The sequence below is a fragment of the Pseudomonas sp. GW821-FHT09E04 genome (assembly GCF_059416185.1).
On the sequence record NZ_JBWKOR010000003.1, the window covers coordinates 302,341 to 328,317 of the forward strand.

Annotated in this window: 29 protein-coding genes; 16 read left to right on the forward strand and 13 right to left on the reverse strand. The window is 59.2% G+C overall.

Going from position 1 to position 25,977, the window contains the following annotated elements; translation table 11 throughout:
* The first annotated feature begins 16 nt into the window (after positions 1-16).
* The 3 genes from AC07N4_RS12475 to AC07N4_RS12485 are packed head-to-tail and all read left to right on the forward strand — an operon-like array spanning position 17 to position 2,541.
* A complete protein-coding gene (locus AC07N4_RS12475; RefSeq protein WP_273537213.1) occupies positions 17-1,099 on the forward strand; it encodes a methylated-DNA--[protein]-cysteine S-methyltransferase in 1,083 nt (360 codons plus the stop codon).
* 23 nt (positions 1,100-1,122) lie between these two features.
* Entirely contained in the window at positions 1,123-1,920 is a 798-nt protein-coding gene (locus AC07N4_RS12480; RefSeq protein ID WP_493066119.1) for an isocitrate lyase/PEP mutase family protein, read from the forward strand.
* Between the two features lie 3 nt (positions 1,921-1,923).
* Complete coding sequence (locus AC07N4_RS12485) at positions 1,924-2,541, forward strand: DNA-3-methyladenine glycosylase family protein (protein WP_493066118.1); 618 nt, start codon at positions 1,924-1,926, stop codon at positions 2,539-2,541.
* Positions 2,542-2,590: 49 nt separating this feature from the next.
* Here the strand turns inward: AC07N4_RS12485 and AC07N4_RS12490 are convergent, their stop codons facing one another.
* Positions 2,591-3,235: a hypothetical protein gene (locus AC07N4_RS12490; protein ID WP_493066117.1), complete on the reverse strand. Its 645-nt coding sequence runs from the start codon at positions 3,233-3,235 to the stop codon at positions 2,591-2,593.
* Between the two features lie 199 nt (positions 3,236-3,434).
* Here AC07N4_RS12490 and AC07N4_RS12495 point away from each other — a divergent pair, with 199 nt between their 5' ends.
* The gene (locus tag AC07N4_RS12495) at positions 3,435-4,232 is read left to right on the forward strand and encodes a MipA/OmpV family protein (RefSeq protein WP_493066116.1); all 798 of its coding nucleotides are present in this window, start codon (positions 3,435-3,437) and stop codon (positions 4,230-4,232) included.
* Positions 4,233-4,238: 6 nt separating this feature from the next.
* Here the strand turns inward: AC07N4_RS12495 and AC07N4_RS12500 are convergent, their stop codons facing one another.
* On the reverse strand, positions 4,239-5,444 hold the full coding sequence (locus tag AC07N4_RS12500) for a molybdopterin molybdotransferase MoeA (RefSeq protein ID WP_493066253.1): 1,206 nt from the start codon (positions 5,442-5,444) through the stop codon (positions 4,239-4,241).
* Positions 5,441-5,980 (reverse strand): molybdenum cofactor biosynthesis protein B, encoded by a 540-nt coding sequence (gene moaB, locus AC07N4_RS12505; protein ID WP_493066115.1) that lies wholly within the window; start codon positions 5,978-5,980, stop codon positions 5,441-5,443. Before moaB ends, AC07N4_RS12500 begins: the two co-directional genes overlap by 4 nt.
* A 298-nt stretch (positions 5,981-6,278) precedes the next feature.
* Here moaB and AC07N4_RS12510 point away from each other — a divergent pair, with 298 nt between their 5' ends.
* The 8 genes from AC07N4_RS12510 to AC07N4_RS12545 all read left to right on the forward strand — a co-directional run bounded on the left by AC07N4_RS12510 (position 6,279) and on the right by AC07N4_RS12545 (position 13,898).
* A complete protein-coding gene (locus AC07N4_RS12510; protein WP_096820498.1) occupies positions 6,279-7,178 on the forward strand; it encodes a LysR family transcriptional regulator in 900 nt (299 codons plus the stop codon).
* 160 nt (positions 7,179-7,338) lie between these two features.
* Entirely contained in the window at positions 7,339-8,181 is an 843-nt protein-coding gene (gene fdhD, locus AC07N4_RS12515) for a formate dehydrogenase accessory sulfurtransferase FdhD (RefSeq protein ID WP_493066114.1), read from the forward strand.
* Positions 8,178-8,663 carry a cyclic pyranopterin monophosphate synthase MoaC gene (moaC, locus tag AC07N4_RS12520; RefSeq protein WP_493066113.1) on the forward strand — a complete coding sequence of 162 codons (486 nt, stop codon included), beginning with the start codon at positions 8,178-8,180 and terminating at the stop codon, positions 8,661-8,663. The genes fdhD and moaC overlap by 4 nt, the downstream gene beginning before the upstream one ends.
* Positions 8,660-8,911: a MoaD/ThiS family protein gene (locus AC07N4_RS12525; RefSeq protein ID WP_096820496.1), complete on the forward strand. Its 252-nt coding sequence runs from the start codon at positions 8,660-8,662 to the stop codon at positions 8,909-8,911. Before moaC ends, AC07N4_RS12525 begins: the two co-directional genes overlap by 4 nt.
* A gap of 3 nt (positions 8,912-8,914) precedes the next feature.
* Positions 8,915-9,376: a molybdopterin synthase catalytic subunit MoaE gene (gene moaE / locus AC07N4_RS12530; protein ID WP_102621924.1), complete on the forward strand. Its 462-nt coding sequence runs from the start codon at positions 8,915-8,917 to the stop codon at positions 9,374-9,376.
* A 71-nt stretch (positions 9,377-9,447) separates the two neighbouring features.
* The gene (gene chrA / locus AC07N4_RS12535; RefSeq protein ID WP_493066112.1) at positions 9,448-10,794 is read left to right on the forward strand and encodes a chromate efflux transporter; all 1,347 of its coding nucleotides are present in this window, start codon (positions 9,448-9,450) and stop codon (positions 10,792-10,794) included.
* A 422-nt stretch (positions 10,795-11,216) separates the two neighbouring features.
* Entirely contained in the window at positions 11,217-12,581 is a 1,365-nt protein-coding gene (locus AC07N4_RS12540; RefSeq protein ID WP_493066111.1) for a glutamine synthetase family protein, read from the forward strand.
* 33 nt (positions 12,582-12,614) lie between these two features.
* On the forward strand, positions 12,615-13,898 hold the full coding sequence (locus AC07N4_RS12545; protein WP_493066110.1) for an NAD(P)/FAD-dependent oxidoreductase: 1,284 nt from the start codon (positions 12,615-12,617) through the stop codon (positions 13,896-13,898).
* Between the two features lie 50 nt (positions 13,899-13,948).
* Here the strand turns inward: AC07N4_RS12545 and AC07N4_RS12550 are convergent, their stop codons facing one another.
* The 5 genes from AC07N4_RS12550 to AC07N4_RS12570 all read right to left on the reverse strand — a co-directional run bounded on the left by AC07N4_RS12550 (position 13,949) and on the right by AC07N4_RS12570 (position 17,271).
* Positions 13,949-14,734, reverse strand: a complete 786-nt coding sequence (locus AC07N4_RS12550) for a DeoR/GlpR family DNA-binding transcription regulator (RefSeq protein WP_493066109.1) — start codon at positions 14,732-14,734, stop codon at positions 13,949-13,951.
* Between the two features lie 364 nt (positions 14,735-15,098).
* Entirely contained in the window at positions 15,099-15,239 is a 141-nt protein-coding gene (locus tag AC07N4_RS12555; protein WP_493066108.1) for a hypothetical protein, read from the reverse strand.
* A gap of 156 nt (positions 15,240-15,395) precedes the next feature.
* Positions 15,396-16,415, reverse strand: coding sequence for an AbrB family transcriptional regulator (locus tag AC07N4_RS12560; RefSeq protein ID WP_493066107.1), 1,020 nt, complete (start codon positions 16,413-16,415; stop codon positions 15,396-15,398).
* A gap of 28 nt (positions 16,416-16,443) precedes the next feature.
* A complete protein-coding gene (locus AC07N4_RS12565; protein WP_085708646.1) occupies positions 16,444-16,866 on the reverse strand; it encodes an HD domain-containing protein in 423 nt (140 codons plus the stop codon).
* A gap of 15 nt (positions 16,867-16,881) precedes the next feature.
* Entirely contained in the window at positions 16,882-17,271 is a 390-nt protein-coding gene (locus AC07N4_RS12570; RefSeq protein WP_493066106.1) for a hypothetical protein, read from the reverse strand.
* A gap of 203 nt (positions 17,272-17,474) precedes the next feature.
* Here AC07N4_RS12570 and AC07N4_RS12575 point away from each other — a divergent pair, with 203 nt between their 5' ends.
* On the forward strand, positions 17,475-17,948 hold the full coding sequence (locus AC07N4_RS12575) for a hypothetical protein (RefSeq protein WP_493066105.1): 474 nt from the start codon (positions 17,475-17,477) through the stop codon (positions 17,946-17,948).
* Positions 17,949-17,963: 15 nt separating this feature from the next.
* Here AC07N4_RS12575 and AC07N4_RS12580 read toward each other — a convergent pair whose 3' ends face one another.
* Together AC07N4_RS12580 and AC07N4_RS12585 are read right to left on the reverse strand one after the other, a co-directional pair.
* On the reverse strand, positions 17,964-18,395 hold the full coding sequence (locus AC07N4_RS12580) for a hypothetical protein (protein WP_096820485.1): 432 nt from the start codon (positions 18,393-18,395) through the stop codon (positions 17,964-17,966).
* An 80-nt stretch (positions 18,396-18,475) separates the two neighbouring features.
* Complete coding sequence (locus AC07N4_RS12585) at positions 18,476-18,901, reverse strand: hypothetical protein (RefSeq protein WP_102621935.1); 426 nt, start codon at positions 18,899-18,901, stop codon at positions 18,476-18,478.
* Between the two features lie 588 nt (positions 18,902-19,489).
* On the opposite strand from AC07N4_RS12585, the gene AC07N4_RS12590 reads away from it, so the two are divergent.
* The 3 genes from AC07N4_RS12590 (at position 19,490) to AC07N4_RS12600 (ending at position 22,255) form a co-directional block, all read left to right on the forward strand.
* Entirely contained in the window at positions 19,490-19,780 is a 291-nt protein-coding gene (locus tag AC07N4_RS12590) for a fructose-bisphosphate aldolase (RefSeq protein ID WP_493066104.1), read from the forward strand.
* A 196-nt stretch (positions 19,781-19,976) separates the two neighbouring features.
* A complete protein-coding gene (locus AC07N4_RS12595; RefSeq protein WP_493066103.1) occupies positions 19,977-21,230 on the forward strand; it encodes a hypothetical protein in 1,254 nt (417 codons plus the stop codon).
* Entirely contained in the window at positions 21,227-22,255 is a 1,029-nt protein-coding gene (locus AC07N4_RS12600) for a hypothetical protein (RefSeq protein ID WP_493066102.1), read from the forward strand. The genes AC07N4_RS12595 and AC07N4_RS12600 overlap by 4 nt, the downstream gene beginning before the upstream one ends.
* A 117-nt stretch (positions 22,256-22,372) precedes the next feature.
* On the opposite strand, the gene AC07N4_RS12605 is transcribed toward AC07N4_RS12600, so the two are convergent.
* The 3 genes from AC07N4_RS12605 to AC07N4_RS12615 all read right to left on the reverse strand — a co-directional run bounded on the left by AC07N4_RS12605 (position 22,373) and on the right by AC07N4_RS12615 (position 25,953).
* On the reverse strand, positions 22,373-22,921 hold the full coding sequence (locus AC07N4_RS12605) for a cupin domain-containing protein (protein ID WP_007957093.1): 549 nt from the start codon (positions 22,919-22,921) through the stop codon (positions 22,373-22,375).
* A gap of 205 nt (positions 22,922-23,126) precedes the next feature.
* Positions 23,127-24,410, reverse strand: a complete 1,284-nt coding sequence (locus AC07N4_RS12610) for an NAD(P)/FAD-dependent oxidoreductase (protein ID WP_493066101.1) — start codon at positions 24,408-24,410, stop codon at positions 23,127-23,129.
* A gap of 52 nt (positions 24,411-24,462) precedes the next feature.
* Positions 24,463-25,953, reverse strand: a complete 1,491-nt coding sequence (locus AC07N4_RS12615; protein ID WP_273538546.1) for an aldehyde dehydrogenase — start codon at positions 25,951-25,953, stop codon at positions 24,463-24,465.
* Between the last annotated feature and the right edge of the window lie 24 nt (positions 25,954-25,977).

Consider the following 25,977-nt stretch of genomic DNA (forward strand, 5'->3'; position numbering starts at 1 on the left):
GTTTTATCCTCGGCCCATGAACATACAGACCACTGCCCTGCCCCCTCACGCCGAAATGGTTCGCGCCATGCTCGCAAGCGACACTGCCTATGAAGGCGTGTTCTTCACGGCCGTGAAAACCACCGGGATCTTTTGCCGCCCGACCTGCACGGCGCGCAAGCCGAAACCGGAAAACGTCGAGTTCTTCGCCCACGCTGACGACTGCCTGTCCGCCGGTTACCGCGCCTGCTTGCGCTGCAAACCGCTGGACGCTGCAGCCATCGCCCCGGACTGGGTGCAACGGCTGTTGAAAGCCGTCGACGCCGATCCGGAGCTGCGCTGGAGCGATGCGCAATTGCTCGCCGAGGGCATCGAACCGCTGAAGCTGCGGCGCTGGTTCAAGCAGCATTTCGGCATGACCTTTCATGCGTGGCTGCGCACCCGCCGGCTCGGCATGGCGTTGGGCGGGATCAAGCAAGGCACGTCCATCGACCACGCGGCATTCGACTCCGGTTATGAATCCCTCAGCGGTTTTCGTGATGCGTTTCAGAAGTCATTCCACATCACACCAGGACGCGCGGCAGCCAGCGAACCGCTGCTGTTCACCCGCCTGACCACGCCGCTGGGGCCAATGATCGCCATGGCCGAGCGACGCGGGTTGGTGTTGCTGGAGTTTCTCGACCGCCCGGCGCTGACCCGCGAAGTCGAAGAATTGCAAAACCGCTACGGCTACGTGGTCGCGCCGGGACACAACGCCCATTTGCAGCAGATCGAAAACGAACTGGCGCTGTACTTCGCCGGCAAGCTGAGCGAGTTCAGCGTGCCGCTGCACCTGCCCGGCAGTGAGTTTGCCCGTCAGGTCTGGGCCGAACTGCGGCAAATCCCCTACGGCCACACCAGCACTTACGGCAGCATCGCCGCACGGCTGGGCAAACCCGGCGCCAGTCGCGCGGTGGGGCTCGCCAACGGGCACAATCGGCTGTCGATCGTGGTGCCGTGCCATCGGGTGATCGGTGCGGACGGCTCGCTGACCGGCTATGGTGGTGGGCAACCGCGCAAGGCGTTTCTGCTCAGGCTGGAAAACGCCGCTGTGCAGCTCACGCAACCGCTGGCTTTCTGACAAACCGACAAGAAGGGATCTTGATGAACGCGCTCGACACACAGTTTCACCAGTTGCACCACGATGGCCTGCTGATCCTGACCAACGTTGCCGACGCCACGGGCGCGCGACTGGTCGAGCAACTCGGCGGCAAGGCCGTCGCCACCAGCAGCGCCGCGGTGGCCTGGGCCCACGGTTACCCGGATGGCAACACCTTGCCGCTGGAGCGCTTGATCAGCACCGTGGAGTCGATTGCCCGTGTCATCAAGGTGCCGTTGAGTGTGGACATCGAGGCCGGTTACTCCGATGACCTCGACCGGGTCGCCGAAGTGATCGATGCGGTTGTCGCAGCGGGTGCGGTCGGGATCAATATCGAAGACGGCAACGGCACGCCGGAACTGCTGGCGCGCAAGATCGAAGTGGCACGACAAGTCGCCGACAAGCGCGATGTGAAGCTGTTTATCAATGCCCGCACCGATGTTTACCTCAAAAGTCTGGTGCCAGCCGAGGATCGCGTCGCCGAAACCCTGCACCGCGCGGCGCTGTATCAGGCAGCCGGGGCGGATGGACTGTTTGCCGCCGGGGTGACTTCCGCCTATGAAATCGAAGCCATCTGCAAAGGCACGACGTTGCCGGTCAACGTTCTCGGCTTCGCTTGCCTGCCCTCCCCCGAAGAGTTGGTCACCCTCGGCGTGCGCCGCTTGAGCGCGGGCTCCGGGATCGCCGAGTTCCTCTACGGCGCCATGGGTTCACTGGTGAAAAGTTTCCTCGCCAGCGGCAAGCTCGATACCCATGACCTCAAGGCCTTCACCTATGGCGAAGTCAACGGTCTGCTGAAGTAAGCCATGCCCGATCCCTACCAACCGGCCAGCGAGTTTCTGGCCAGCCTCGACGCCGACTGGCAGCGCCACATCGCTGCGGTCGGCCCTTGCCTGCATCAACCGCATCCGGCGCGCGATCCCTATGAATCGCTGGTGCGGGCGATTGCCTATCAGCAACTGCATGCCAAGGCTGGCGATGCGATTGTCGGGCGGTTGGTGGGGTTGTTTCCCGGGCAGACCTTTCCGCGTCCGGAGCAGATTCTGGCGACGGACTTCGATCGGTTGCGCGGTTGCGGGTTTTCGGCAGGCAAGATTGCGACGATTCAGGGGATTGCCCAGGCGACCCTGGACGGCGTGGTGCCGGATTACTCGACCGCGCTGGCGATGGAGGATGAGGCGCTGATCGAGCGTTTGGTCAGCCTGCGCGGGGTTGGCCGCTGGACGGTGGAGATGTTGCTGATTTATAGCCTGGAGCGGCCGGATATTTTGCCGGCGGATGACTTTGGCGTACGCGAAGGATATCGCCGGCTGAAGGGGCTGGAGGTGCAGCCGACGCGCAAGCAGATGATTGAGATCGGGTTGGGCTGGCGTCCGTTTCGGACGGTGGCGGCTTGGTATTTGTGGCGGGTGGCCAAGCCGTAGACTGTTTCATCGTTGACCGTCGACAAGCACGCGACATCGCCCGCCCTGGTCAGGAGCGGTACTTGTAATCAAGCGTGGGAGATTGCTCGATGCGCAAGATATTTGTCGGTTCCACAGACTCATCGAAACGCAGGGTGACGATAGTCTCCGGAGCAAGGTACTGGCGCAGCAGGTGTGCCTGTGGTTTTACGTGGTAATTGCCGATAAACGCAACTGCCGTTACGACGCCCTCATTTTTGAAATCGCTCAACATGTAATGAACCATCCACATGTCCCGTCGTCTGCTCCATTCCCGAGTGCCTTCCGGCGTAAAATTCTTCTGAATGAGGTCGTGGCCTTTGGTTGCTATTCCGTTCTGATTGGCGAAGGTCATGAGTGCCTTCAGTTTTTCGGTCTGTAAAGGCCGCTCCCAATACTCCAACGGAGTCTGGTTGATGATCCCGTTTACGTTGTAACTCGGGTAATTCACTTTGGCGTTCAAAAAACCTTCGACGGTGATTTCGTGTTTCGACAGCTTTTCGTGTAGTTCGTATTGTCCGGGAAACTGCTCGAAGTAAAACGTCAGTTTGGGTTCGCGATTGCGCAGTTCGGTGATGATGCGCAGTACCGTAGCAGGCTCCGGATCGTCGTGAGTCTCGCCAATCAGTATCACTTTGGCGCCAAGACTGGCTTCTACGAATTGCTCGGGGGTCATGAAACTCACTCCATGTTCAGTCGGTATCCATTGCATCTGATTAAAGACCGGTTTTCCGTTTCCTGCTGCCGACCCTTCCCACTGATGCTCACCACAGACAGCGACTTAACAGTCTTTGACAGTTTCCCGACAAAGCTGCCAAAGATTGCCGGCCAGCCCCCGCCTAGCATGGCGCATCCACATTTCCCTCGGGTGCCCCATGCCGGTTTCGTTGCGTACGTTCTCGCTGTCCCTGACCTCCCTTTGCCTGCTGCTGCCCGGCGACTCGCTGCGTGCCGAAGACTGGCACACCACGCTGCGCGCCGGGGCTGCCAGTGCGCCGCGCTACAGCGGCAGTGATGAGCGGGTGGTGGCGCCATTGGTGGGTGTCGAAATCGTCAGCCCCTACGGCGTGTTCCTCGACACTAGCCGAGGCCTGGGCTGGGGTTTCGATGAAGAGGATTTCGGCCTCAGCGTCTACATCGGCGCCAGCGACGTGCGCAAGGATCGCAAGACCGGATTCAAAGGCTCGGACGAGCTCAACGGCATGGGCTCGATCAAGTCGCGCCCGGTGATCGGGCTCGACGGGACCTATCACATGGGCCCGATCATCCTCGGCGCGAGCTTCGAGCATGCGCTGGAAAAGGATGACGATGACCACGACACCGGTTCGGCCTGGAACCGCCTCAAGCTGAGCATCAGCGCGCCGTTCTACGAAGGGCGTTTCGGCAAAGTGGTCGGCGGTCTGAACAGCCAGTTTGGCGACAGCAACTACATGCGTACCTGGTACGGCGTCAGCGATGCGCAGGCCTCGCGCAGCCAGTTCCGCGCGTACAAGGCCCGCGCCGGGTTGATCAGTCGCGGCGCAGACCTGACGTGGTCATTGCCTCTGGACAAACAATGGAGCGTCTCGACAGTGCTGGCGGTGCAATACCTGAACCACGAGGCGGCCGACAGCCCGATTGTCGAACGTCGGCTGCAGACCTCCCTCGCCGGGCAAGTGGCCTACACCTTTTGATCGCGCTCAGAACAGCTCGCTGAACGGAATGAAACGCAGTGGATCACCCATTCGCAAGGTGCTGTTCTCCAGGATTTCCACCAGCCCGTCAGCCCAGGTGGCGCCGAGCAGAACGCCGGAACTCTGGTTCGGATAGAGCGCCGCCTGCCCGCCCTCCAGACGCACCCGCAGGTACTCGCGGCGACTGCCGGGTTTCGGCCAGTCGAACCCGGCATTGACGGTAAAACTCAGCGGCATCACCTCTTCCACGCCTTGAATGCGCAGCAGGTACGGGCGCGCCAACAGGCCGAACGTCACCAGCGCCGAGGTCGGATTGCCTGGCAGACCGATCACCGGCACCGTGCCGAAATGGCCAACCGTCAACGGTTTGCCGGGTTTGATCGCGAGCTTCCACAACAGCGGCTTGCCGTTGTCGCGCAGCACCTGGCCGAGGCAATCGGCATCGCCGGCAGACACGCCGCCCGTGGTCAGAATCAGATCGGCGGCCACCTGCAATTGCTCAAGTTTGAGTCGGGTCTGCGCCGGACGATCCGGCAGGATACCCGCGTCGATCACCTCGCAACCCAGTTCGCGTAACCAGTGATCGAGCAAGGTGCGATTGCTGTTGTAGATGCTGCCGGGACGCAGTGGCTGGCCCGGTTCCACCAGTTCATCACCGGTAGAGAGTAACGCCACACGCGGTCGGCGGACCACCGGCAGATGAGTCATGCCCTGCCCCGCAGCCACCGCCAGTTCGAACGGGCCAAGGCGTTTGCCGGCGCGCAGCAAAGTATCGCCAACGCGGTTCTCCTGGCCCTGGGCACGGATATTCTGGCCAACCTTCAGCGGTTGCAGAAACCGCACCCGGCCATCCTCCAGCACTTCGACGTTTTCCTGCATCTCCACGCAATTGGCGCCCGGCGGCAGCGGTGCGCCGGTGAAGATCCGCGCGCAGGTACCGGGCAGCAAGGCGTCCGGCGCCAACCCGGCGTAGACCCGTTGCGAAACATTCAACGGCTGACGGTGCAGATCGGCGAGGTTCAAGGCGTAACCGTCCATGGCACTGTTCGGCCACGGCGGCAGATCGAGGGTGGCGACCAGATCGCTGGCCAATACTCGTCCGCGTGCCTCATTGAGCGGCACTGATTCGCTGTCCGGCAGGCGTTGTTCATTGGCCATCGCCAACAGTTGGTCGAGGGCGTCTTCGACCGGCATCAATGCAGCCTTGCTCATCCGCGTGGCCCGCAGGCTTGCACCGGTTTGAGGTGCGGAACGAAGTTGCATGGGCGATGGCGGTTATCCAGTTGCTCAGCGAGGATGCCTTCCCACGCCGTGCGGCATGCGCCGGTGGAGCCCGGCAGGCAGCACACCAGCGTGCCGTTGGACAGGCCCGCCAGCGCGCGGCTTTGTACGGTCGAGGTGCCGATGTCGAGAATCGAGATGGCGCGGAACAGTTCGCCGAAACCGTCGATCTGCTTGTCCAGCAGGCAGGCTACCGCTTCCGGGGTGCTGTCGCGCCCGGTGAAACCGGTGCCGCCAGTGATCAGGACCACCTGGATGCTGTCGTCGGCAATCCAGTGCGCGACCTGGGCGCGGATCTTGTACAGGTCGTCCTTGAGCAGGTTGCGTTCGCTCAACGTGTGGCCAGCCTCCAGCAGACGGCTGACCAACAACTGGCCGGAAGTATCGCTGGCGTAATCGCGGGTATCGCTGACCGTCAGCACGGCAATATTCAAGGGAACAAACAGGGCATCCGCTTTAACACTCATGGCACTCTCCGGCATTCGCCAATTCAATTGGGCCAGAGCCTAAGTGCCACTTATGAAGACTGTCTAATCACTCTAACCAACCGCATTATCGACCCGCTCTATCGGCTATTTTTCTACGAACTTCGACTACCGTTCGCGCCAATGAAACCGGCCGTCATCGAAACCCTCGATAGCCTCTTCAACGCTTCCGATTGGACGTAAAACGCGATCAATGGGATCGTCACCCCCTGCGCTTTCCGTGCGCCGTACGCATCTGCGTCAATACTCAATCAAAATTCTCAATCGAGCAGGTGCCATCGTGGACATCAAACAACTCAAGTTCCTGATCGCGCTGGACGAAACCCGTCACTTCGGCCAGGCCGCCGCGCGTTGCCACATCACCCAGCCGACCCTGTCGATGCGCCTGCGTAATCTGGAAGACGAGCTGGATCTGGTACTGGTCAATCGCGGCCAGCGCTTCGAAGGTTTCACCCAGGCTGGCGAACGCGTACTGGCCTGGGCCCGCACGCTGCTGGCCGCCCACGACGGGTTGTTTGCCGAAGCTGCTGCCTGCCGGGGGCAACTGGTCGGCAGTCTGCGCCTGGGGCTGGTGCCGCTGAGCAACTTCAATCCGGTCAATTACATTCAGGGTTTGTCCGCGATCTATCCGGAGCTGAAATACAGCCTGTCGTCGCTGAGTTCCAACGAAATCATCGAAGGCCTGGGCAACAATCAGCTGGACCTGGGCGTGTGTTATCTGGATCACGTCAACCCGAACTACTTCGATTTCTTCGAGATCGGCGAAACCCGCGTCGGCCTGCTCTACGACACCCGCCACTTCCATTTCGAAGGCCCGGAAATGAGCTGGGAAGACGCCGCCGAACTGCCGCTGGGGATGATCACCACCGGCATGCATTACCGCAAATCCATCGACCTGAGTTTCCGCAGTCGCGGCCTCAACCCGCAGCCGATCATGGAAAGCGACTCGACCTATCAACTGTTGCAGGCGATTCACCAGGGTTTCTGCTGCTCGATCATGCCGCTGGACAGTGGTCTGCAAGAGCCGATCGAACACCTGGCCTTCATTAACTTGCCGGATGCGAGCGTACTCGCGCCGCTGGGGCTGGTGATGCGCAAGACCGAACCGCGCTCGGCGATTGCCGAAAAGTGTTTTGCCGAGGCGCGCAAGATGTTCGGGATCGAGGCGCCTGCCGTTTAACACCCCCTCAAGTAGCCTGAAACGTTGCACTTCGGTGCAACGCTTTCAACTTCGCCAGCAGTGATCGACCAATCCAATCACTGCATCGGAACAAGCGATTGGACGCACTTTTCGCTGCCCCGTAGCCTGAACTCACTTCAGCGCTTCGGGGACTTTCAAGATGCTGTGCCAAGTTGAACAACTCATCGAACCGGGCGAAGCCAACGCCCCCGCGCCACAACCTTCGCCAGTGGCTTACCGCGAATACCTCGACGATGCGCCTGTGTCCCACGCGGCGCTGGCGGCAGAGATCGCGTTGGCTATCAGCTACAACGGCTTGAATCAGGCCGTGATGATGGTCTCGCCGGGCAACATCGAGGACTTCATTCGCGGCTTCAGTCTGAGCAACGCCATCGTCGACAGCCTCGACGATATCCACGACATCCGTCTGACTCACTTTGACCAGGCCTGCCAGGCCGACGTGCAGATTTCCAGCCGCGCGTTCTGGGCCCTGAAAGATCATCGCCGGCAGATGGCGGGCACCAGCGGTTGCGGCCTCTGCGGTGTGGAAGCCCTTGAACAGGCGCTGCCGCAACTGGAGATCCTGACGCCGACACCGTTGCCACCGGCCGCGCATTTCGAGGGCATCCGCCAACGCATCGAACAAGCCCAGCAACTGGCCCGCAGCAGCGGCGCCCTGCACGCAGCGTTGTACTTCGACGCCGACGGCGAAGCGCTGCTGTGCCGCGAAGACATCGGCCGCCACAACGCCCTCGACAAGCTGATCGGCGCCCTGCAGTTCGAAGGCCTCGATGCGCGTCAGGGCTTCGTCGTGGTCACCAGCCGTTGCAGTCTTGAACTGATCCACAAAGCCGTGCGCGCCCGCCTCGGCACCCTCGTCAGCCTGTCCGCGCCCACCGCACTGACCGTGCGTTGGGCGCTCAAGCACCGCTTGAACCTGATCCACGTCCCGCACCGCAACGCCCCCCGAATCTACAGCCCGATCCAGGAGCAAACCCCATGAGCGACACCCTCACCCACCTCGACGATCAGGGCCGCGCCAACATGGTCGACGTCAGCGACAAGGCCGCGACGCGCCGCGAAGCCACTGCCCAGGCCTGGGTGCAGATGCGTCCTGAAACCCTGCAAATGATTCAGTCCAACGGCCACCCCAAGGGCGACGTGTTCGCCGTGGCGCGGATCGCCGGGATTCAAGCGGCCAAGCGCACCCACGAGTTGATTCCGCTGTGTCATGCGCTGCTGCTCAGCTCGATCCACGTCGAACTCAAGGCCTGCGAACCGGACCGCGTGCAGATCACCAGCACCTGCCGCCTCACCGGCCAGACCGGCGTCGAACTCGAAGCCCTGACCGCCGCCAGCGTCGCCGCGCTGACGATCTACGACATGTGCAAAGCGGTGGACCGGGCGATGGTCATCGGCGACATCCGTCTGCTGAGCAAACAGGGCGGCCGCTCCGGCCACTTTCAATGGGAGAACCTGCAATGATTCTGATCAACTACTTCGCCAGCTACCGTGACCGGCTCAATCTGGGCGGTGAAAAGATTCCGGCCAGCAGCGCCCTCGCCAGCGTAGAGGACGTGCGGCAGATGCTGATGCAGCGTGGCGACTTATGGCGCGAAGTGCTCGGCGCCGGCAACCTGATGTGTGCGGTGAATCAGGAGCTTTGCCAGCCGGATCAGGCGATCGAGGATTTCGACGAGATCGCGTTTTTCCCACCGGTCACGGGAGGTTGAGCCATGGGCGTTCGAGTCCAGCGCAAAAACTTCGATGCCGGTCAGTTGATTGCGGATTTGCATGCGCGCAATCCACGGGTGGGCGCGGTGGTGAATTTCATCGGTTACGTGCGTGATCTGAATGTCGGCCAAACGGTTAACGAACTGTTCCTCGAACACTATCCGGGCATGACCGAGAAGGCTTTGGAACAGATAGCCGAACAGGCCCGCGAGCGCTGGCCGCTGCTGGCGGTGGAGATCGTGCATCGGGTCGGCGCGCTGTCGGTGACCGATCCAATCGTGTTTGTCGGCGTCAGCAGCAAGCATCGGCATGCGGCGTTTGAGGCCTGCGCGTTCATCATGGATGTGCTGAAGACGCGCGCCCCGTTCTGGAAGCGTGAGACCACGCCTGAGGGCTCGCATTGGGTTGAGGCGCGGGAAAGTGATCAGAATGCGGCGTTTCGCTGGAGTCTGGCGCATGCCTGACGGGGCACTGTCGGATGCAACAAAAGCCTGATTAGATAGCGGTTCCCGACGATTCGAACGCGGAGCCGCACTTGAGCACAACGCCCCCTGAGGATTTGCCCCGCCCCCAGCCTGTCAGCCTGCGCCAGGCCTGGCCCTTCTGGCTCAAGCTCGGCTGCATCGGTTTCGGCGGCCCGGCCGGGCAGATCGCGATCATGCATCAGGAACTGGTGGAGCGTCGGCGCTGGATTTCCGAGCGACGCTTCCTGCACGCGCTCAACTACTGCATGTTGCTGCCCGGCCCGGAGGCCCAGCAACTGGCGACCTACATCGGCTGGCTGCTGCACCGCACGGGCGGCGGCGTGCTGGCCGGGGCGCTGTTTGTGCTGCCGTCGCTGCTGATTCTGATTGTCCTTTCCTGGATTTATATTGCGCTTGGCGACGTGCCGGTGGTGGCCGGGGTGTTTTACGGGATCAAACCGGCGGTGACCGCGATTGTGTTGCACGCGGCCCATCGCATCGGTTCGCGGGCCTTGAAGAATGGCTGGCTGTGGGCGATTGCCGGAGCAGCGTTCGTGGCGATTTTCGCCTTCAACGTACCGTTCCCGCTGATCGTGCTCGGCGCGGCATTGATCGGGTATTTCGGCGGACGCTGGGCGCCGCAGCGGTTCAACCACAGCGGTCATCGTGGCAGCGAAAAATCCTTCGGCCCGGCGCTGATCGATGACGACACGCCAACGCCCGAACATGCACGGTTCAGCCTGCCGAGGCTGCTGCGTCTGGCGCTGGTCGGCGCGTTGCTGTGGTGTCTGCCGATGGCGCTGCTGACGGCGCTGTTCGGCTGGAACGGCACCTTCACGCAGATGGGCTGGTTTTTCACCAAAGCGGCGCTGCTGACCTTCGGCGGCGCTTACGCGGTGCTGCCCTATGTGTATCAAGGCGCGGTCGGGCATTACGGCTGGCTGACGCCGACGCAGATGATCGACGGCCTGGCCCTGGGCGAGACCACGCCGGGGCCGCTGATCATGGTGGTGGCGTTTGTCGGGTTCGTCGGGGCTTACGTGCAACCGACGTTCGGCCCGGAACATGCGTTTGCCGCCGGCGCGCTGGCCGCGACGCTGGTGACCTGGTTCACCTTTCTGCCTTCGTTCCTGTTCATCTTCGCCGGCGGACCGCTGGTGGAGTCGACCCACAACGAACTGAAATTCACCGCACCGCTGACTGCGATCACCGCCGCCGTGGTCGGGGTGATCCTCAATCTGGCGTGTTTCTTTGCTTACCACGTGTTCTGGCCCCAGGGGTTTGCCGGGCAACCTGACTTTTTTGCGCTGTTGCTCGCACTGGCGGCAACCCTCGCACTGTTTGTTTTCAAGCGCGGGGTGATCGAGGTGTTGATCGTTTGCGCCCTCGTCGGGCTGGGGTTTCACCTGTTGCGCTGAACCGGGGGTTCGCCACGCACACCGGAATCAGGCGTTTACTTATCCGGGAGTTCCCCCTTACTATCCAGCCACACCGGCATGGCGGGACACTCCCGCCGCCGACGTTTTCCGCCAACGGAAACACGCGTCATGAGCACGTCACTACAACAATCAGAATCGTTGAACGTCTCTGCACTGTGCGCCCTCCTTCACAGGGGCCGCGCATGAATCGCATCGTCAATCTCCCCATGGCCCTGAGCCGTTCCAAGCTGCGTCACTCCGCACGCCCGCCGGATATCTGCCTGTCCGTCTGATCGCGCCGTTAAAAACCGCGACAGTCCCCCTCTTTTTTCGATATCCCTGCCAGGACGCCCGCGCCTATTGCCGAGCTGCGTCCGGCCCGAATCTGCGCGCCTGTGCGGCGCCATCGTGAGTGATTGATTATGAAATTCGCAGCCATTGAAGACGCCCGTCATTTTCTCGATCAAAACCCCGACATCGACATGATCGAGCTGTTCATCCTCGACGCCAACGGCGTGCCCCGCGGCAAGTTGTTGCACCGCGAAGAACTGCTCGCCGTGTACGAAAGCGGTCGCCCGCTGCCGAGCACCATCCTCGGCCTGACCGTGCACGGCGAGGACGTGGAAAATTCCGGTCTGGTGTGGGACGTCGGCGACATCGACTGTCGCGCCTACCCGCTGGAAGGCAGTCTGGTGCGCCTGCCGTGGCGGCAGATTCCGACCGCTGCGGTGCAGGTCAGCATGCACCCGGAACAAGGCATGCCGGCGAGCATTGCCGACCCGCGTCACTTGCTGATCAACGTGATCGACCGCTTGAAAGCCGAGGGTTACCACCCGGTGATGGCCTGCGAACTGGAGTTCTATCTGCTCGACGCCAAACGCGATCACAACGGTCGTCCGCAACCGGCGCTGGATGCCGACGGCGGTCGACCGAGGCACACGCAGGTCTACGGTTTGCGCGAGCTGGAGCAGATCGAACCGTTCCTCGCCGACCTCTACAGCGCCTGCAAACTGCACGGCATTCCGGCGCGCACGGCGATCTCGGAATACGCACCGGGTCAGGTGGAAATCACCCTCGAACACGGCGATGCGCTGGAGGCGATGGATCAAGCGGTGCGCTACAAACGGCTGGTCAAAGCCGTGGCGCACAAGCACGGGATGCAGGCGACGTTCATGGCCAAGCCGTTCGATCACCTGGCCGGCACCGGCATGCACATGCACGTCAGCCTCGCCGATGCCGAGGGGCGCAATCTGTTTGCCTCCGAAGACCCGGCCGGCACGCCGCTGTTGCGCACGGCGATTGGCGGGATGCTCGCCTCCTTGCTCGATTCGCTGCTGCTGTTCTGCCCCAACGCCAACTCCTACCGTCGTTTCCAGGCCAACAGCTACGCGCCACTGGCACCGACCTGGGGCGTCGACAACCGCACCGTCAGCTTGCGCGTGCCCGGCGGCCCGGCCAACACCCGGCACATCGAACACCGCATCTGCGGCGCCGATGCCAACCCGTATCTGGCAGCGGCGGCGATCCTGGCGGGCATTCATCGCGGCATAAAAGAAGACATCGATCCGGGCGAACCGGTGCAAGGCAATGGCTATGCGCAGGCGAAAGAATTGCTGCCGACCGACTGGCTGACCTCGCTCACGGCGCTGGAAAATTCGGTATGGGCGCGTGATGCACTGGGGCAGGCGTTTCTCGGGGTGTATCTGGCAGTGAAGCGTGCGGAATACCGGCAGTTCATGGCCGAAGTGGGTGAGCAGGACTGGCGCTGGTATCTGACCGAAGCCTGATCCGTTCTTCCTCTTTTTGCCTTGGATACCGACATGACTGAACGCAGCAATTCCTACTACACCGCCACCCTCAACCGCGACACCGACTACCCGACCCTGCAAGGTCGGCACAAGGTCGATGTGGTGATCATCGGCGGCGGTTTCACTGGCGTCGCCACCGCCGTCGAACTGGCCGAAAAAGGCCTGAAAGTCGCCATCGTCGAAAGCCACAAGATCGGCTGGGGCGCCACCGGGCGCAACGGCGGCCAGGTCACCGGCAGCCTGTCCGGCGACGGCGCGATGCGCAAACAGATGCGCAATACGCTGGGCGATGAAGTCGACGACTTCATCTGGCACCTGCGCTGGCGCGGGCACGAAATCATCCAGCAACGGGTCGAGAAATACGGAATCGATTGCGACCTCAAGCACGGCCATTTGCACGCGGCGTACAAGCCGAGCCACATGGCCGGTCTGCGCAGCGACTACGACGAAGCCGTACGCCGAGGCATGGGCGATGAGGTCAGCCTGCTCGACCGCAGCCAGGTGCGCGACCTGCTGCAAAGCGACCTCTATCACGGCGCGATCAAGAACACTCGCAACATGCACCTGCACCCGCTCAACCTGTGCATCGGCGAGGCACGGGCAGCGGAAAGCCTCGGCGCACTGATCTTCGAAAACAGCGAAGTGCTGGAGATCATTCACGGCGAAAGCCCGGGTGTTCGCACGGCCCACGGCCGGATCGACGCCAATCAAGTGCTGCTGGCCGGCGACGTCTACCACAAGCTCGAACCGGGCCAGCTCAAGGGCAAGATCTTCCCGGCCATGGGCGGCATCGTCACCACCGAACCGTTGGGGAACCTGGCCAAACAGATCAACCCCGAAGACCTCGCCGTGTACGACTGCCGCTTCGTCCTCGACTACTACCGCCTCACTGCCGACGGCCGCCTGCTGTTCGGCGGCGGCGCCAACTACAGCGGCAAGGACTCACGGGACATCGCCGGCGAACTGCGGCCGTGCATCGAACAGACCTTCCCGGCGCTCAAGGGGGTGAAAATCGACTACCAGTGGAGCTGCGCGATGGGCATCGTCATCAACCGCATTCCGCAACTGGGCAAGCTTTCGGACAACGTCTGGTATTGCCAGGGCTACTCCGGCCACGGCATCGCCACGACCCACATCATGGGCGAAATCATGAGCCGGGCGATCACCGGGCAGATGCAGCAGTACGACACGTTTGCCGCGTGCTCGCACATTCGGGTGCCGATGGGGGATCTGCTGGGGAATCCGATGCTGGCCGCCGGCATGTGGTACTACCAGATGCTGGAAAAACTGCGCTGATTGAACGGGCCCCATCGCGAGCGGTGGGGCCTTTGTTTCGCTCCAAAACGTCAGTCCTGCAACTGCTCCACCTCAATCCCCAACCGCCGGTAATCCTCGGCACTGCCCGACGCCAGGTGCCGCTCGGTGATCAACGTATGCACCCGATTGCACGGCGCAACCACGAACGGCTCCACCGCCCCCAGCTTGTCCGCCGTGGTGACGGCGATCACCTGCGCCGCACTGTCGAACAACGCCTGTTTCACCGGCACTTCATCGAAATACAGCGAGCTCAGCCCCACTTCCGGATGAATCGCGCAAACCCCGGTAAACAGCACATCCGCCTTGATGCTTTGCAGCAGTCGCACCGTTTCGTGGCCACTGACCGACATCGTCGCCAGGTTGAGCTGCCCGCCCGCCAGAATCACTTTGATGCCCTTGTATTCAGCCAGGGTGATCGCCGTCATCGGTGATGTGGTCACAGCCGTGATCGAGATATCCGAGGGCAACGAACGGGCGATCTGCAAGGTGGTGGTGCCGGAATCGAACAGCACGATCTGACCATTCTTCACCCTGCCTGCCGCCAGCTGCGCGAGGCTGGTTTTCACCTCGTCGGTTTCACTGATCCGCGTGAAGTAATCCTTGCCGGTATCCTTCGGTCGCGGCAGCGCCCCACCGTGCACTCGCTGCACCAGCCCGGCGTTGTCCAGCTCGGCCAGATCGCGGCGGATGGTGTCTTCGGACACCGCAAAGTGTTGGCTCAACTCGGAAGCCATGACCTTGCCGTCACGTTCGAGAATCAGAAGGATTTTCTGCCGACGCAGGGAGGGGAGCTCGGCAACGGAATGATCGTGCATGGTTATGCCTGTTTGTGCTTGTAGTTGCAGGTTTAACGAGACTAACCAAAGCCTCGAGCAAACACAAACCGGCTGGTATCAATTGTTTCGATCATTGAAATCATGAAGCCGAATTTTTTCTTTGCATCGGGCCTGTTCACAATGGCACCACTTTAATAAGGCCCAGGATGAACACCCCATGAATCTCAATTTTGCGTTTGCGTGCATGATCGTCGTGTCGTTTGCGATTGCGTTGGGGCACGCGTGATTTACGCGGGCACCGCCTTCACGTAGTGAAGGATTTACGGCGCACCTCTAATTGCCTTATCTCGAGTTTTCCTGTCGGCTGCCAGGCAGCCCAGGCTCACAATCACGTCACAACAGATCAATCTTCTTCGGGCGCGAAGAACTTGACGACAAACTCCCCGCCCCGCTCGTTCAACAAAATGATCCGAGAGCAATTCCAGCATCTGAGAAGCATGTCGGACTCTGCAAACAGCTTGTCGACGAGTTGATTGGCGGACATTTCATTTCCATCCGGCAGATCAAGTGCATCCTCTGAAGCCACCAGAGATACACCCGCCCCGCAAAACCAGTTTTTGTGAACCAGCTCATCACATTTGCACCGAACCCATGACCCCATGACCTACCTCAAGACACAAATAAGTGAACGACGCACAAATCACACCTCTTCCCGCGCTCTACGCACCTGCACCAACAACGCCGGCGCAAAGTGCAGCACCACCATCCGCACCAGATGGTGAGTCAGGATAAACACCACGTTTAACCCACCACCAAACGCCACGATGGCGATGGTCTCGATCGCTCCCGGCATGTACGCCAGCCACAGCGACAACGCATCACTCCCCAGCAATCGCGCCGCCACTTCGGCGAATCCCGCCGCGACCAGAATCATCAAACCCACCGAGACCAACGCCGTGCGGCCATGACGGGCCAGTTCCGCAAAGCCGAGGCCCTGGAACCGTGAGCCGATCCGCGCCCCGAGAATCAACGCCGCCAGATTCAAACTCCAGTCCGGCATGTGAAAGCCGTGCAGCCATCCCGATTTCACGAATACGGCGGTGATGATGATTGCCGTCAACATGAACGGCGCCGGCACACCCATCGCCAGCAGCAATCGCCCGACCACCACGCTGAGGAAGATCACCGACAGCACGGTCAACGCCATGCCTGTCGACAGCGGATCGGCTTCGGCAACGGCGACCGATACCGGCCCGGGAATCAGGAAACTCACCAGCACCGTGATCAGCAACAACCGCATCAGGTGCACGATGATGACTTTGCTCGATGCCTTCTCCGACTCCAGCAAATCAAACACCGCCGCCAGCGCCCCCGGATACACCGCCAGCAATGCATCCGTGCGGTTCCACCCTGCCCCTCGCGCCAGCCACCAGGCGGACAGCGCGACCTGCACCGTCAGGCACAGCAGCAACACGCCGAGGCTTGGCAACATCGTCGAAACGGTCGCACTGTCCCACGCTTCGAACATCAGTCCGGTGGCGATGCCCAGCGTGACCTGGATGTAACCCAGCCCATAAGGCGTCGCAGGCACGAAGCCGAACCGGGTGACGACAAGTGCGGTGACGAGGATCGAGCCCAACAGCAAACCGTGAGGCACGCCCTCGAACTGCAACAGCGCACCGAATCCGGCAGCGCTCAACAAACACAGAATGGATTTCATGGTCGCCTTCCTGGCTATTCAAATTGAGTCAGGCGCGCAACCGTCCGATCGCCCGCCGATATTTCTCGATCCGCTCCAGATCCTCCCAACTCGGCGAGGCAATCCTCGACAGGTCGCTGTTCTCTTCCAGATCCGCCAGTTTAACCACCCGCCCAATCGGGTTCTGCGCCGCACGCTCGACGAAATCCTCGTAGGATTCGCCCGGCACCTTGGTCACCGATTCGATGGCTGACAAGACTTCTTCGCTGAAGCCTTCCTTGCGCAAATCATCCAGGCTGATGCCGCAGTCCTCGACCACATCGTGCAGCACCGCGACGATGCGCTCTTCCAGGCTGCTCATGCGCAACATGACTTTCAGTGGATGCAAAATGTACGGCGCACCGCCCTTGTCCACCTGCCCCGCGTGGGCCGTGGCGGCAATGGCGATGGCGCGTTCCAGAGTCTGAGTCATGGGCGTTTCCTCGGGTTAGACGCCGTACCGGCCGCCGACGTGAATGTTGCGTTTGAGCCAGCGGCCAATCGCCTGCAAACGGCCGGTTGGCTGCGCCGGCTCGGCGTATTGCTGGAGGATCAGCGAAACCAGATCAGCCTGATCCGCCGCCGGATGAGCGTCCATCAAGTCGGCCACCCAGGCGCAGTCGGCCTTCTTCAAATGCTCCCGCCACTCGCCCGGCCACGCCTCCAGCTCATCCAGCGCCAACCACCGCGCACCACCCTGATTGGCATGCCCGCCGCCGATCGATTGCTCGAAGCAGAACGGCGTCGCCGGGCGGGACAGGTCGATGCTGAAGATGTAGATGTCCTGGGTTTTGTGCTGCGGCGTGGGGGCGTTGTTGCGGCTGCCGATCTGAATCATGCGCGGTTCCGTCCGTGGGAGAGGCGTTACAACTTGTTTCGCAGTCTACGACGTGGTGCCGATGGGGGGAACCTTTGGCGATGAGTCGGATTGTGGCAAGTGAAAGGTTTGACTGGGCAGTCCGGGGATTCCGTTTCAGTCGCCCACAAAAAAGGGACACCGTTGGGTGTCCCTTTTGGCGTTTGGGGTAAGCCAATCGATCAATGTTTCATGGCTTCACACTGACGGCGCAGGTCCTGATCACCAATGCCGCTGCAATTGCCGTTTCCGGTTTTGGCCTCACAGAAACGGCGCTGGTCCTGATTATCGATACCGCTGCAATTGCCGCTTCCTGTCTCTGCTTCACACATTCTTCGAAGATCCTGACTGCCAATCCCGCTGCAATTACCACTGCCGGACTTTGCTTCGCAATATCTGCGCTGATCCTGATCGTTGATGCCGCTGCAATTGCCATGGCCAGTTTCTGCCTCGCACATCCTGCGCAAATCCTGATTGCCGATCCCGCTGCAATTGCCGCTACCGGACTTGGCTTCGCAATATCTGCGCTGATCCTGATCGTTGATGCCCGAGCAGCCAGCGAAGGCATGGCCGGCGAAGGCAAACATCAACAGCATCGCAAGTATTTTCTTCATCACACGCTTCCTTGGCTTACCAGTAAACAGACTGGCACTGGTTGACGCAATCACACCCAATCAACGCTTCATCGCTTCGCACTGATTACGCAGATCCTGGCTGCCGATACTGTTGCAACTGCCACCACGGGTTTTGGCCTCACAGAAAAGACGCTGATCCGTGTCATTGATCGAGTTGCAGCTACCGCCTCCTGTTTCTGCATCGCACATCCTGCGCAGAGTCGTATCGTTGATGCTGTTGCAACTGCCGCCACGGGTTTTGGCCTCGCAGTAACGACGTTGATCCCCGTCATTGATCGAGTTGCAACTACCACTGCCTTTTTCCGCATCGCACATCCTGCGCAGGTCCGTATTGTTGATATCGTTACAGCTGCCACTGCCGGACTTGGCCTCGCAATATCTGCGCTGATCCGGATCGTTGATGTTCATGCAGCTAGCAAAGGCATGGCCGGCAAAGGCAAACATCAACAACATCGCCAGTATTTTCTTCATCACACGCTTCCTTGGTATTCCAGTCAGCAGACTGGCACTGTTTAATCCGATTTAAATGAGTCTCGCGAAGCACCCTCAAATCAGCGCTTCATGGCTTCGCACTCGTTGCGTAGATCGGAATTGCTGATGTACGAGCAACTGCTGCCACTCTGCTTGGCATTGCACAGGGCGCGCTGGTCACTGTCGCTGATGTATGAACAGGAATATCCCTTCAGCTCCGCCTCGCACGCCGCGCGCAGATCCGAGTTATGGATGTACGAGCAACTGCTGCCGTTCTTCTTGGCGTTGCAGTAGTCACGTTGGTCAGTGTCGGCGATGTACGAGCAGGATCTACCGTTCACTTCAGCATCACAGGCCGAACGCAAATCAGAGTCGTGGATGTACGAACAACTGCTGCCCTTCTCTCTGGCTTCGCAATAGGCCCGCTGATCACTGTCACTGATGCTGGCGCACCCGGCAAACGTGTATCCGCTGAACATCAACAACATCGCAAGCACTAGTCTCATCACACACTTCCTTGGTCGACCAGGAAACAGCCTGGCACTGCTTGAGCCGATGAATGAGCGTCGCGACACGCCATCAAATTGACATCGGTTTTGGGGAAAGTTCCGGGGCGGGAATGTGTGATGATTTTTTTGATCTGAAAACGGCGTAGGAAATTACCCTGCGTGGTGAGGGAGCTTGTTCTTGCGGGGAGGCGAAGCGGGTCGAAACCTGGCGAGTCATTTTCCCCATACACTTCGCAGCCATTGATTTACGCCAGTTACGCCGCCGACCGTGATCGAACTCTCTGGCCAGATGCGGGGATTTTGCGTCCTACAGGCTGATTGCGGCAGTGGGGATCGGTGCCTAGAGTGGGTCTGTCGCTGAACGAATTTGGCGATAGGGTTTCGCAGCCCTCAGAAGTGACGCACACCGCTCAATAACAACTGTGGCAAAATTCGCCGCAGTTTCATTTTATGGCGGCTGTGTGTGGGAGACCTTCCGGTCTGCCGGTTTAGCTCTTCTCCGGTCTGCGAACCCGCATACAGCTGCCACCCATTTGTTTCGCAGCAGAAAGGTGGCACTTTTGAACCAACTGAAGAGTGCTCCAAATGACCAGCAAAACACCGCTCCGCCACTGCGTGAACATGTCCCACCCAGCCACAGACCAACCCGTCCTGCTTATCGATGCAGAGGCACCCCTACGCGACTTACACGCCTGCCTAAGCGAACGTCTCAACGCCGTTTTAAAATACCTGGACCTCATAGCCTGCATACGTCTCCTCGACCACGCAGAGCAAGACATCAACACAGTTACCACCATTGCGAGGATCATGGTTCAGGACGTGAGTGATTTGTTTGGAGTTATTGAACGGAGAGAGTTAGGTGCAGAACAGAAATAGAAGGCACATGGAGAGAGTCATGGATCCCGCACCTTTACCTTCTCCGTCAAAGAAGCGAGCTCCCATTTTTCTCGCAATTGATCAGACGATGGCAATCTGCAATTATTAGCCGCGACCCCTCGCGAATGAGGGAATAATCTTCACCCACCGAAATGTGGCTGAAGAGTGCTGATATACGACAGGATGCGGATAGGATATGGAAAAAAACATAAAAGGCGCGTGGATCATTCAGCATGGTCAAAAGCTACAAGCGACGACCAACCAAGATTTTGACGCGATAGGATTTGCGGGTAAATGTGGAAAATTCTTATCCGCGATATCCGCCGAGAACCAAGAGCAAATTTCTAACAAGAGATTGGACGCACTAGCGAGAGCCAACTACATCAGCCCCCGAACTGAAGTCCCTGCAATTCTTGCAGAGTTTGAGCGACAAAAATTAATTTTGTCGGGAACAGGCGGAATTGAGGTTTTAGGTTTAACAGGGAAAGAAGTATTAAACTTTACCGCAACCATATTCGATGAGTCAGACCGAGAAAGCTATGAAGACGCAGTCATAAGCCTTTCAGAAACCACCTCTGACCTTCCTATTACAAACACCTTAGCAATCGATTTCATTTCTGACACTTTCAAAATACCAAAAACAGAGGCTGAATCGACATTACAGCTTGGTAGCAATATTGGCTTTTTCGACACAGAGGCAATATCCGCAACTGAAAAACTTATTTTCAACGGGAATTTATTCCGCAGAGAAGACGCCCGAAAAATCAATGCTGTACTTAGCACACTAAATGCAGCAGAAACACAGAACCTGAATGAAGTCAATGCAAGACTGAACGCTTCTGGTTGTTTACCTCTGGCGTCAATTACGAAAATCCTAGGAGAAAAACTTTTCTCTCAACTCCACTCAATTGGAATGTTTGATGTTAACGTAGTTGGCAACGAAAGCGGAAAAAGCTCTTTCGTTACGCGCCCAGCTGCCTTCTCCAAATTTACTAGTTCTATTGCAGATGATGCACTCGATCTAGCTAAGGCACTCGTAGCATCACTAACTTATGGAATGACCGTAAGTACATACTATCGCGGAAGAATTACAGCCATATCATTACTAATGCAAAAACTGATTGACGGAGGAACTGTAGGCCCAGCCACTGCCATTGGCAATGACTACCAGGCTTTAGAATACAAGGGTGTTGTGAAAGTCATCCCTGCAAATGGGGGAATGTTCAGCATGAAATTGTTGAAACCTGAAGTCGGTCGATTAGCACTTTCCGTTATCCAGAGCGGAAACATTACTGGAGAAGCAGTCGACAATCTACCCGGAGCTAAGGTCACGTCATATACAGCACCGGAGGTCAATCGTGATATTTGCCGGAAAAACTCGACCGAGGCAGTAAAATTAAAAACTCGAAATCTACTTAACGAGATCAGGACAGGTGGACTTAACAGATGAGCCAACAACTCCTGAAAGGCGCAGCAGCAGAAGAAACAATTAGGAATTACTTCTTAAGCATCGGATACTTCGTCGTAAGAGGGTGCAAATTTAAATACAATCAATTTGACATTACAGATATCGACCTATTTATTTACGGCAAGAGTTCCGCATTTAGCCGCGAACGGTTGAATGTCGACATAAAAAACAAAAAGACGCCTCAAGCAATTGAACGGATATTTTGGGCAAAAGGCCTGCAGCAAGTTCTCGGCCTAGACGGAAGCATGGTCGCAACTACTGACATCCGATCTGACGTACGCGATTTTGGGCTTGAGCACAAAGTAAAAGTTCTAGACGGCAGATTTTTAAGCAGGTTAAACAAAAGCGAAAGAGGTCATTTAGCCAGAATCAACGAAGAGGACCTCATTGCCGAAATTGAAAAGCATTCCCTTGGCAAGCTCGGAGGTGACTGGCGGGGTAGATACGAATCTAGCAAATCAAGGATGCTTGACTCTCTAAACTTTGACGGAGCCAACGCTTGGTTGAATGACATCGACTACTATATGAGTGAGATCAACAACCACTCAAACTCTTCGTCTGCTTGGAGAATGATCTACATTTCAATTTCCCACCTACTAATCTGTATAGACTTTATTCTTCGCGAGCATGTCGCAGCAGAGCACGACCAAAGAAAGCAGGTTTTGGACAATGGCTTTAGATATGGATCAGCTGGTAAGTCATTTACGATGAAGGTAGGAAAAATGGCGTCTGCTTTAGTAGGTAGCATAGTCACACAACCAGGATTATCTCAAACCCTCGAGCGTGAGCTCGCCGACCAAGCTTCTGACGTTAAAGCTGAAGTATTAGCTGAATTCTTTTCAAAGTCGCAAGTATTTGCCTCCCTATTTGAGTCCGCAAAGTTATTTGAAGGCTATGGATACATGACAGATATCCCACTCCCTTCAACTTTACCGGCTCACGCCCAATCTTATCTGGGGATAGTCGCTGACTTTTTTGATCGGGACCGAAAGAAAATATTAATGTAAATCACACCACTTGCACCAACATGGCCGATCCAAATTGGATCGGCCATTTCTTTATCAACTATCACGCAGTATTTTCAGAGACTCAAGTTCTGAACGAGCCTATCCAACACGCTATCATCAGAAGTTAGCCGGCGTATTCGCACTAATAATCTCTGCCTCATCCGCCCCGATATTCCGGAACTTGTGCGGCAGCGTGGTCGGGAAATAATACCCATCCCCCGCACTCAACACGCTCACCTGCCCGTCCACCGTCAACTCCACGGTGCCGCGCGTCACCAACCCACACTCTTCACCTTCCGAGTGCACAATCGGCTCTTCCCCGGAACTCGCGCCCGGCGCGTATTGCTCGCGCAGCAAGCGCATCTGGCGGCTGGGGACCGAGGCGCCGATCAGCAGCAGGCGCAGGCCGTGGCGGCCGAGGTCGGGTTGTTCGTTGGCGCGGAAGACGTATTGGTGTTCACGCGGGGGCTGGTCGAAGGTGAAGAAGTCGGCCAGGGACATCGGGATGCCTTCGAGCAGCTTTTTCAGTGAGCTGACGGAAGGACTGACACGATTCTGTTCGATCAGGGAGATGGTGGCATTGGTCACGCCGCTACGCCGGGCCAGCTCGCGCTGGGAGAGTTTGTAGCTTTCGCGTACTAGTTTGAGTCGAGAACCCGTATCCATGACAGCCTTATGTGAGAACGACTTAAGGGTAATGGGGGTGGGTGGCGGGTGCCGCGCAGGTCGCGCGGATCACGTTGCTCCCGTGTCCCGGAACCGTGAAAGGCGGCTATTAAATCACGTTTGTCGGTGTTGCTCAGCAGGTTCGATGGACGGCACATGAAAAAGCCGGCAGCGCCCTTTTGGGGGGCGCCGCCGGCGAGGTAAATCAGATGCCGAAACGGTCGCGCAGCGAGTAATACACGGCGCCGAGGGCAGTCAGCGGCGCGGAGAAAGTGCGGCCGCCGAGCATCGGCATGTGTGGCAGCGAGGCGAAGGCGTCGAAGCGTTCGGCGTCGCCGCGGATCATTTCCGAGATCAGCTTGCCGGCCAGGTGCGAGCAGGTGACGCCGTGGCCGCTGTAGCCCTGCATGTAGTACGCGTTTTTCTCAATGCGGCCGAATTGCGGCATGCGTGACATGGTCAGCAGGAAGTTGCCGGTCCAGCGGTAGTCGATTTTCACGTCCTTGAGCTGCGGGAAGGTCTTGAGGATCTTCGGGCGGATCAGGGTTTCGATGTCGTCCGGTTCACGGGCGCCGTAGACCACGCCGCCGCCGTAGAGCAGACGGTTGTCGGCGGTGAGGCGGTAGTAGTCGAGCAGGTAGTTGCAGTCTTCGACGCAGTAGTTGTTGGTGATCAGGCTGCGGGCCTGTTTCTCGGTCAACGGTTCAGTGACGCAGATCTGCGAACCGCACGGCATGCTCTTGGCGGTCACGCGGTTGTCGAGGCCTTGCGGCAGGTAGGCGTTACCGGCGATCAGCAGGTACTTGGCGCGGACCTGGCCTTTGGCGGTGCGAATGACGTTGGGCTCGCCGTACTTGATTTCCACCGCAGCGGATTGCTCGTAGATCTTGCCGCCCAGACGCACGATGGCCGCGGCTTCACCGAGGGCCAGGTTCAGCGGATGGATGTGGCCGCCCTGCATGTCCAGCAGGCCGCCGACGTAGGCGTCGGAGCCGACTTCGCGGCGGATGTCCGCAGCGTCGAGCATCTTCAGGTTTTTATTGCCGTAACGTTCCCAGCTACGCTTTTGCTCGGCGAGTCCCTTGAGCTGCTTGTTGTTCATCGCCGCGAAAATGCCGCCCGGGCGGTAGTCGCACTTGATGTCGTATTCCTTGATGCGCGAACGGATGATGTCGGCGCCTTCGAAGATCATGCTGCCAAGGATTTCGGCAGTCTTGTCGCCGTAGCGCTCTTCGATCACGTCGACGTCGCGGCTGTAGGAGTTGACCAGTTGGCCACCGTTGCGACCGCTGGCGCCGTAGCCGACTTTCGCCGCTTCCAGCACCGTCACCTTGTAGCCGGCTTCGGTCAGGAACAGCGCCGAGGACAGGCCGGTGTAGCCGGCGCCGATGATGCAGACATCGCACTCCACCGACTCTTCGAGGATCGGGAAATCGATCACTTCGTTGCGGGTGGCGGCGTAGTAGCTGTTCACGTGTTGTTGTTTCATTTTTTTATTCTCCGAGGGTCGCCGGTTGCAGGCGACCACCGCTGTAAAAGAGTCAGAGCTTGATCCAGGTCGCTTTCAGCTCGGTGTACTTGTCGAACGCGTGCAGCGATTTGTCGCGACCGTTGCCCGACTGCTTGAAGCCACCGAATGGCGCGGTCATGTCGCCGCCGTCGTACTGGTTGACCCACACGCTGCCGGCGCGCAGGCCACGGGCGAAGGTGTGGGCCTTGCTCAGGTTGCTGGTCCAGACCCCGGCAGCGAGACCGAAGATGCTGTCGTTGGCGATGTGCAGCGCTTCTTCAACGGTGTCGAAGGTGATCAGCGACAGCACCGGGCCAAAGATTTCTTCGCGGGCGATGGTCATGGCGTTGGTCACGCCGTCGAAAATCGTCGGCTCGACGTAGCTTCCGCCGGTTTCTTCGAGGGTGCGGTGGCCGCCGGCGATCAGCTCGGCGCCCTGCTCCCGACCGATGCTGATGTAGCGCAGCACGTTGTCCAGTTGACGCTGATCGACCACAGCACCGACGGTGGTCGCCGGATCGAGGGCATGACCCGGTTTCCACGCCTGCAGCGCTTCCACCAGCAGCGGGATGAATTGCTCGCGGATCGAACGCTCCACCAGCAGGCGCGAGCCGGCGGTGCAGACTTCGCCCTGGTTGAACGCAATGGCGCCGGCCGCTGCTTGTGCTGCCGCACGCAAGTCCGGTGCGTCGGCAAACACCACGTTCGGGCTCTTGCCCCCTGCTTCGAGCCAGACGCGTTTCATGTTGCTTTGGCCGGCATAAATCATCAGTTGCTTGGCAATCGCCGTGGAGCCGGTGAAGGCCAGCACGTCGACATCCATGTGCAACGCCAGCGCCTTGCCGACGGTGTGGCCGAAGCCTGGCAGGACGTTGAACACGCCTTTCGGAATGCCCGCGTCCAGCGCCAACTGAGCGATGCGAATCGCGGTCAGCGGCGACTTTTCCGAAGGCTTGAGGATGAACGAGTTACCCGCCGCCAGCGCAGGAGCGAATTTCCAGCTGGCCATGATCAGCGGGAAGTTCCACGGCACGATGGCCGCGACCACGCCGGACGGCTCGCGAGTCACCAGACCCAGTTGATCGTGCGGGGTGGCGGCGACTTCGTCGTAGATCTTGTCGATCGCTTCGGCGCTCCAGCGGATCGCGTTGGCGGTCGCCGGGATGTCGATGCTCATCGAGTCGCTGATCGGTTTGCCCATGTCGAGGGTTTCGAGCAGCGCCAGTTCTTCCTGGTGTTGCAGGATCAGATCGGCGAAGCGGATCAGGATGCGCTTGCGCTCGGCCGGGGCCTTGTTGGCCCACACGCCGGAGTTGAAGGATTGACGCGCGGCTTCGACGGCCAGGTTGGCGTCGGCTTCATCGGTGCTGGCGACGGAGGCCAGGAAACGGCCGTCGACGGGGCTCAGGCATTCGAAGGTGTCGCCGCTGATGGCCGGGCGGTATTCGCCATTGATGAAGGCGCGGGATTCGAGGGTCAGGGACTGGAAGCGTTGTTCCCAGTCGTTGCGGGTCATGGTCATGGGGGTGACTCACACAGAGAAAGA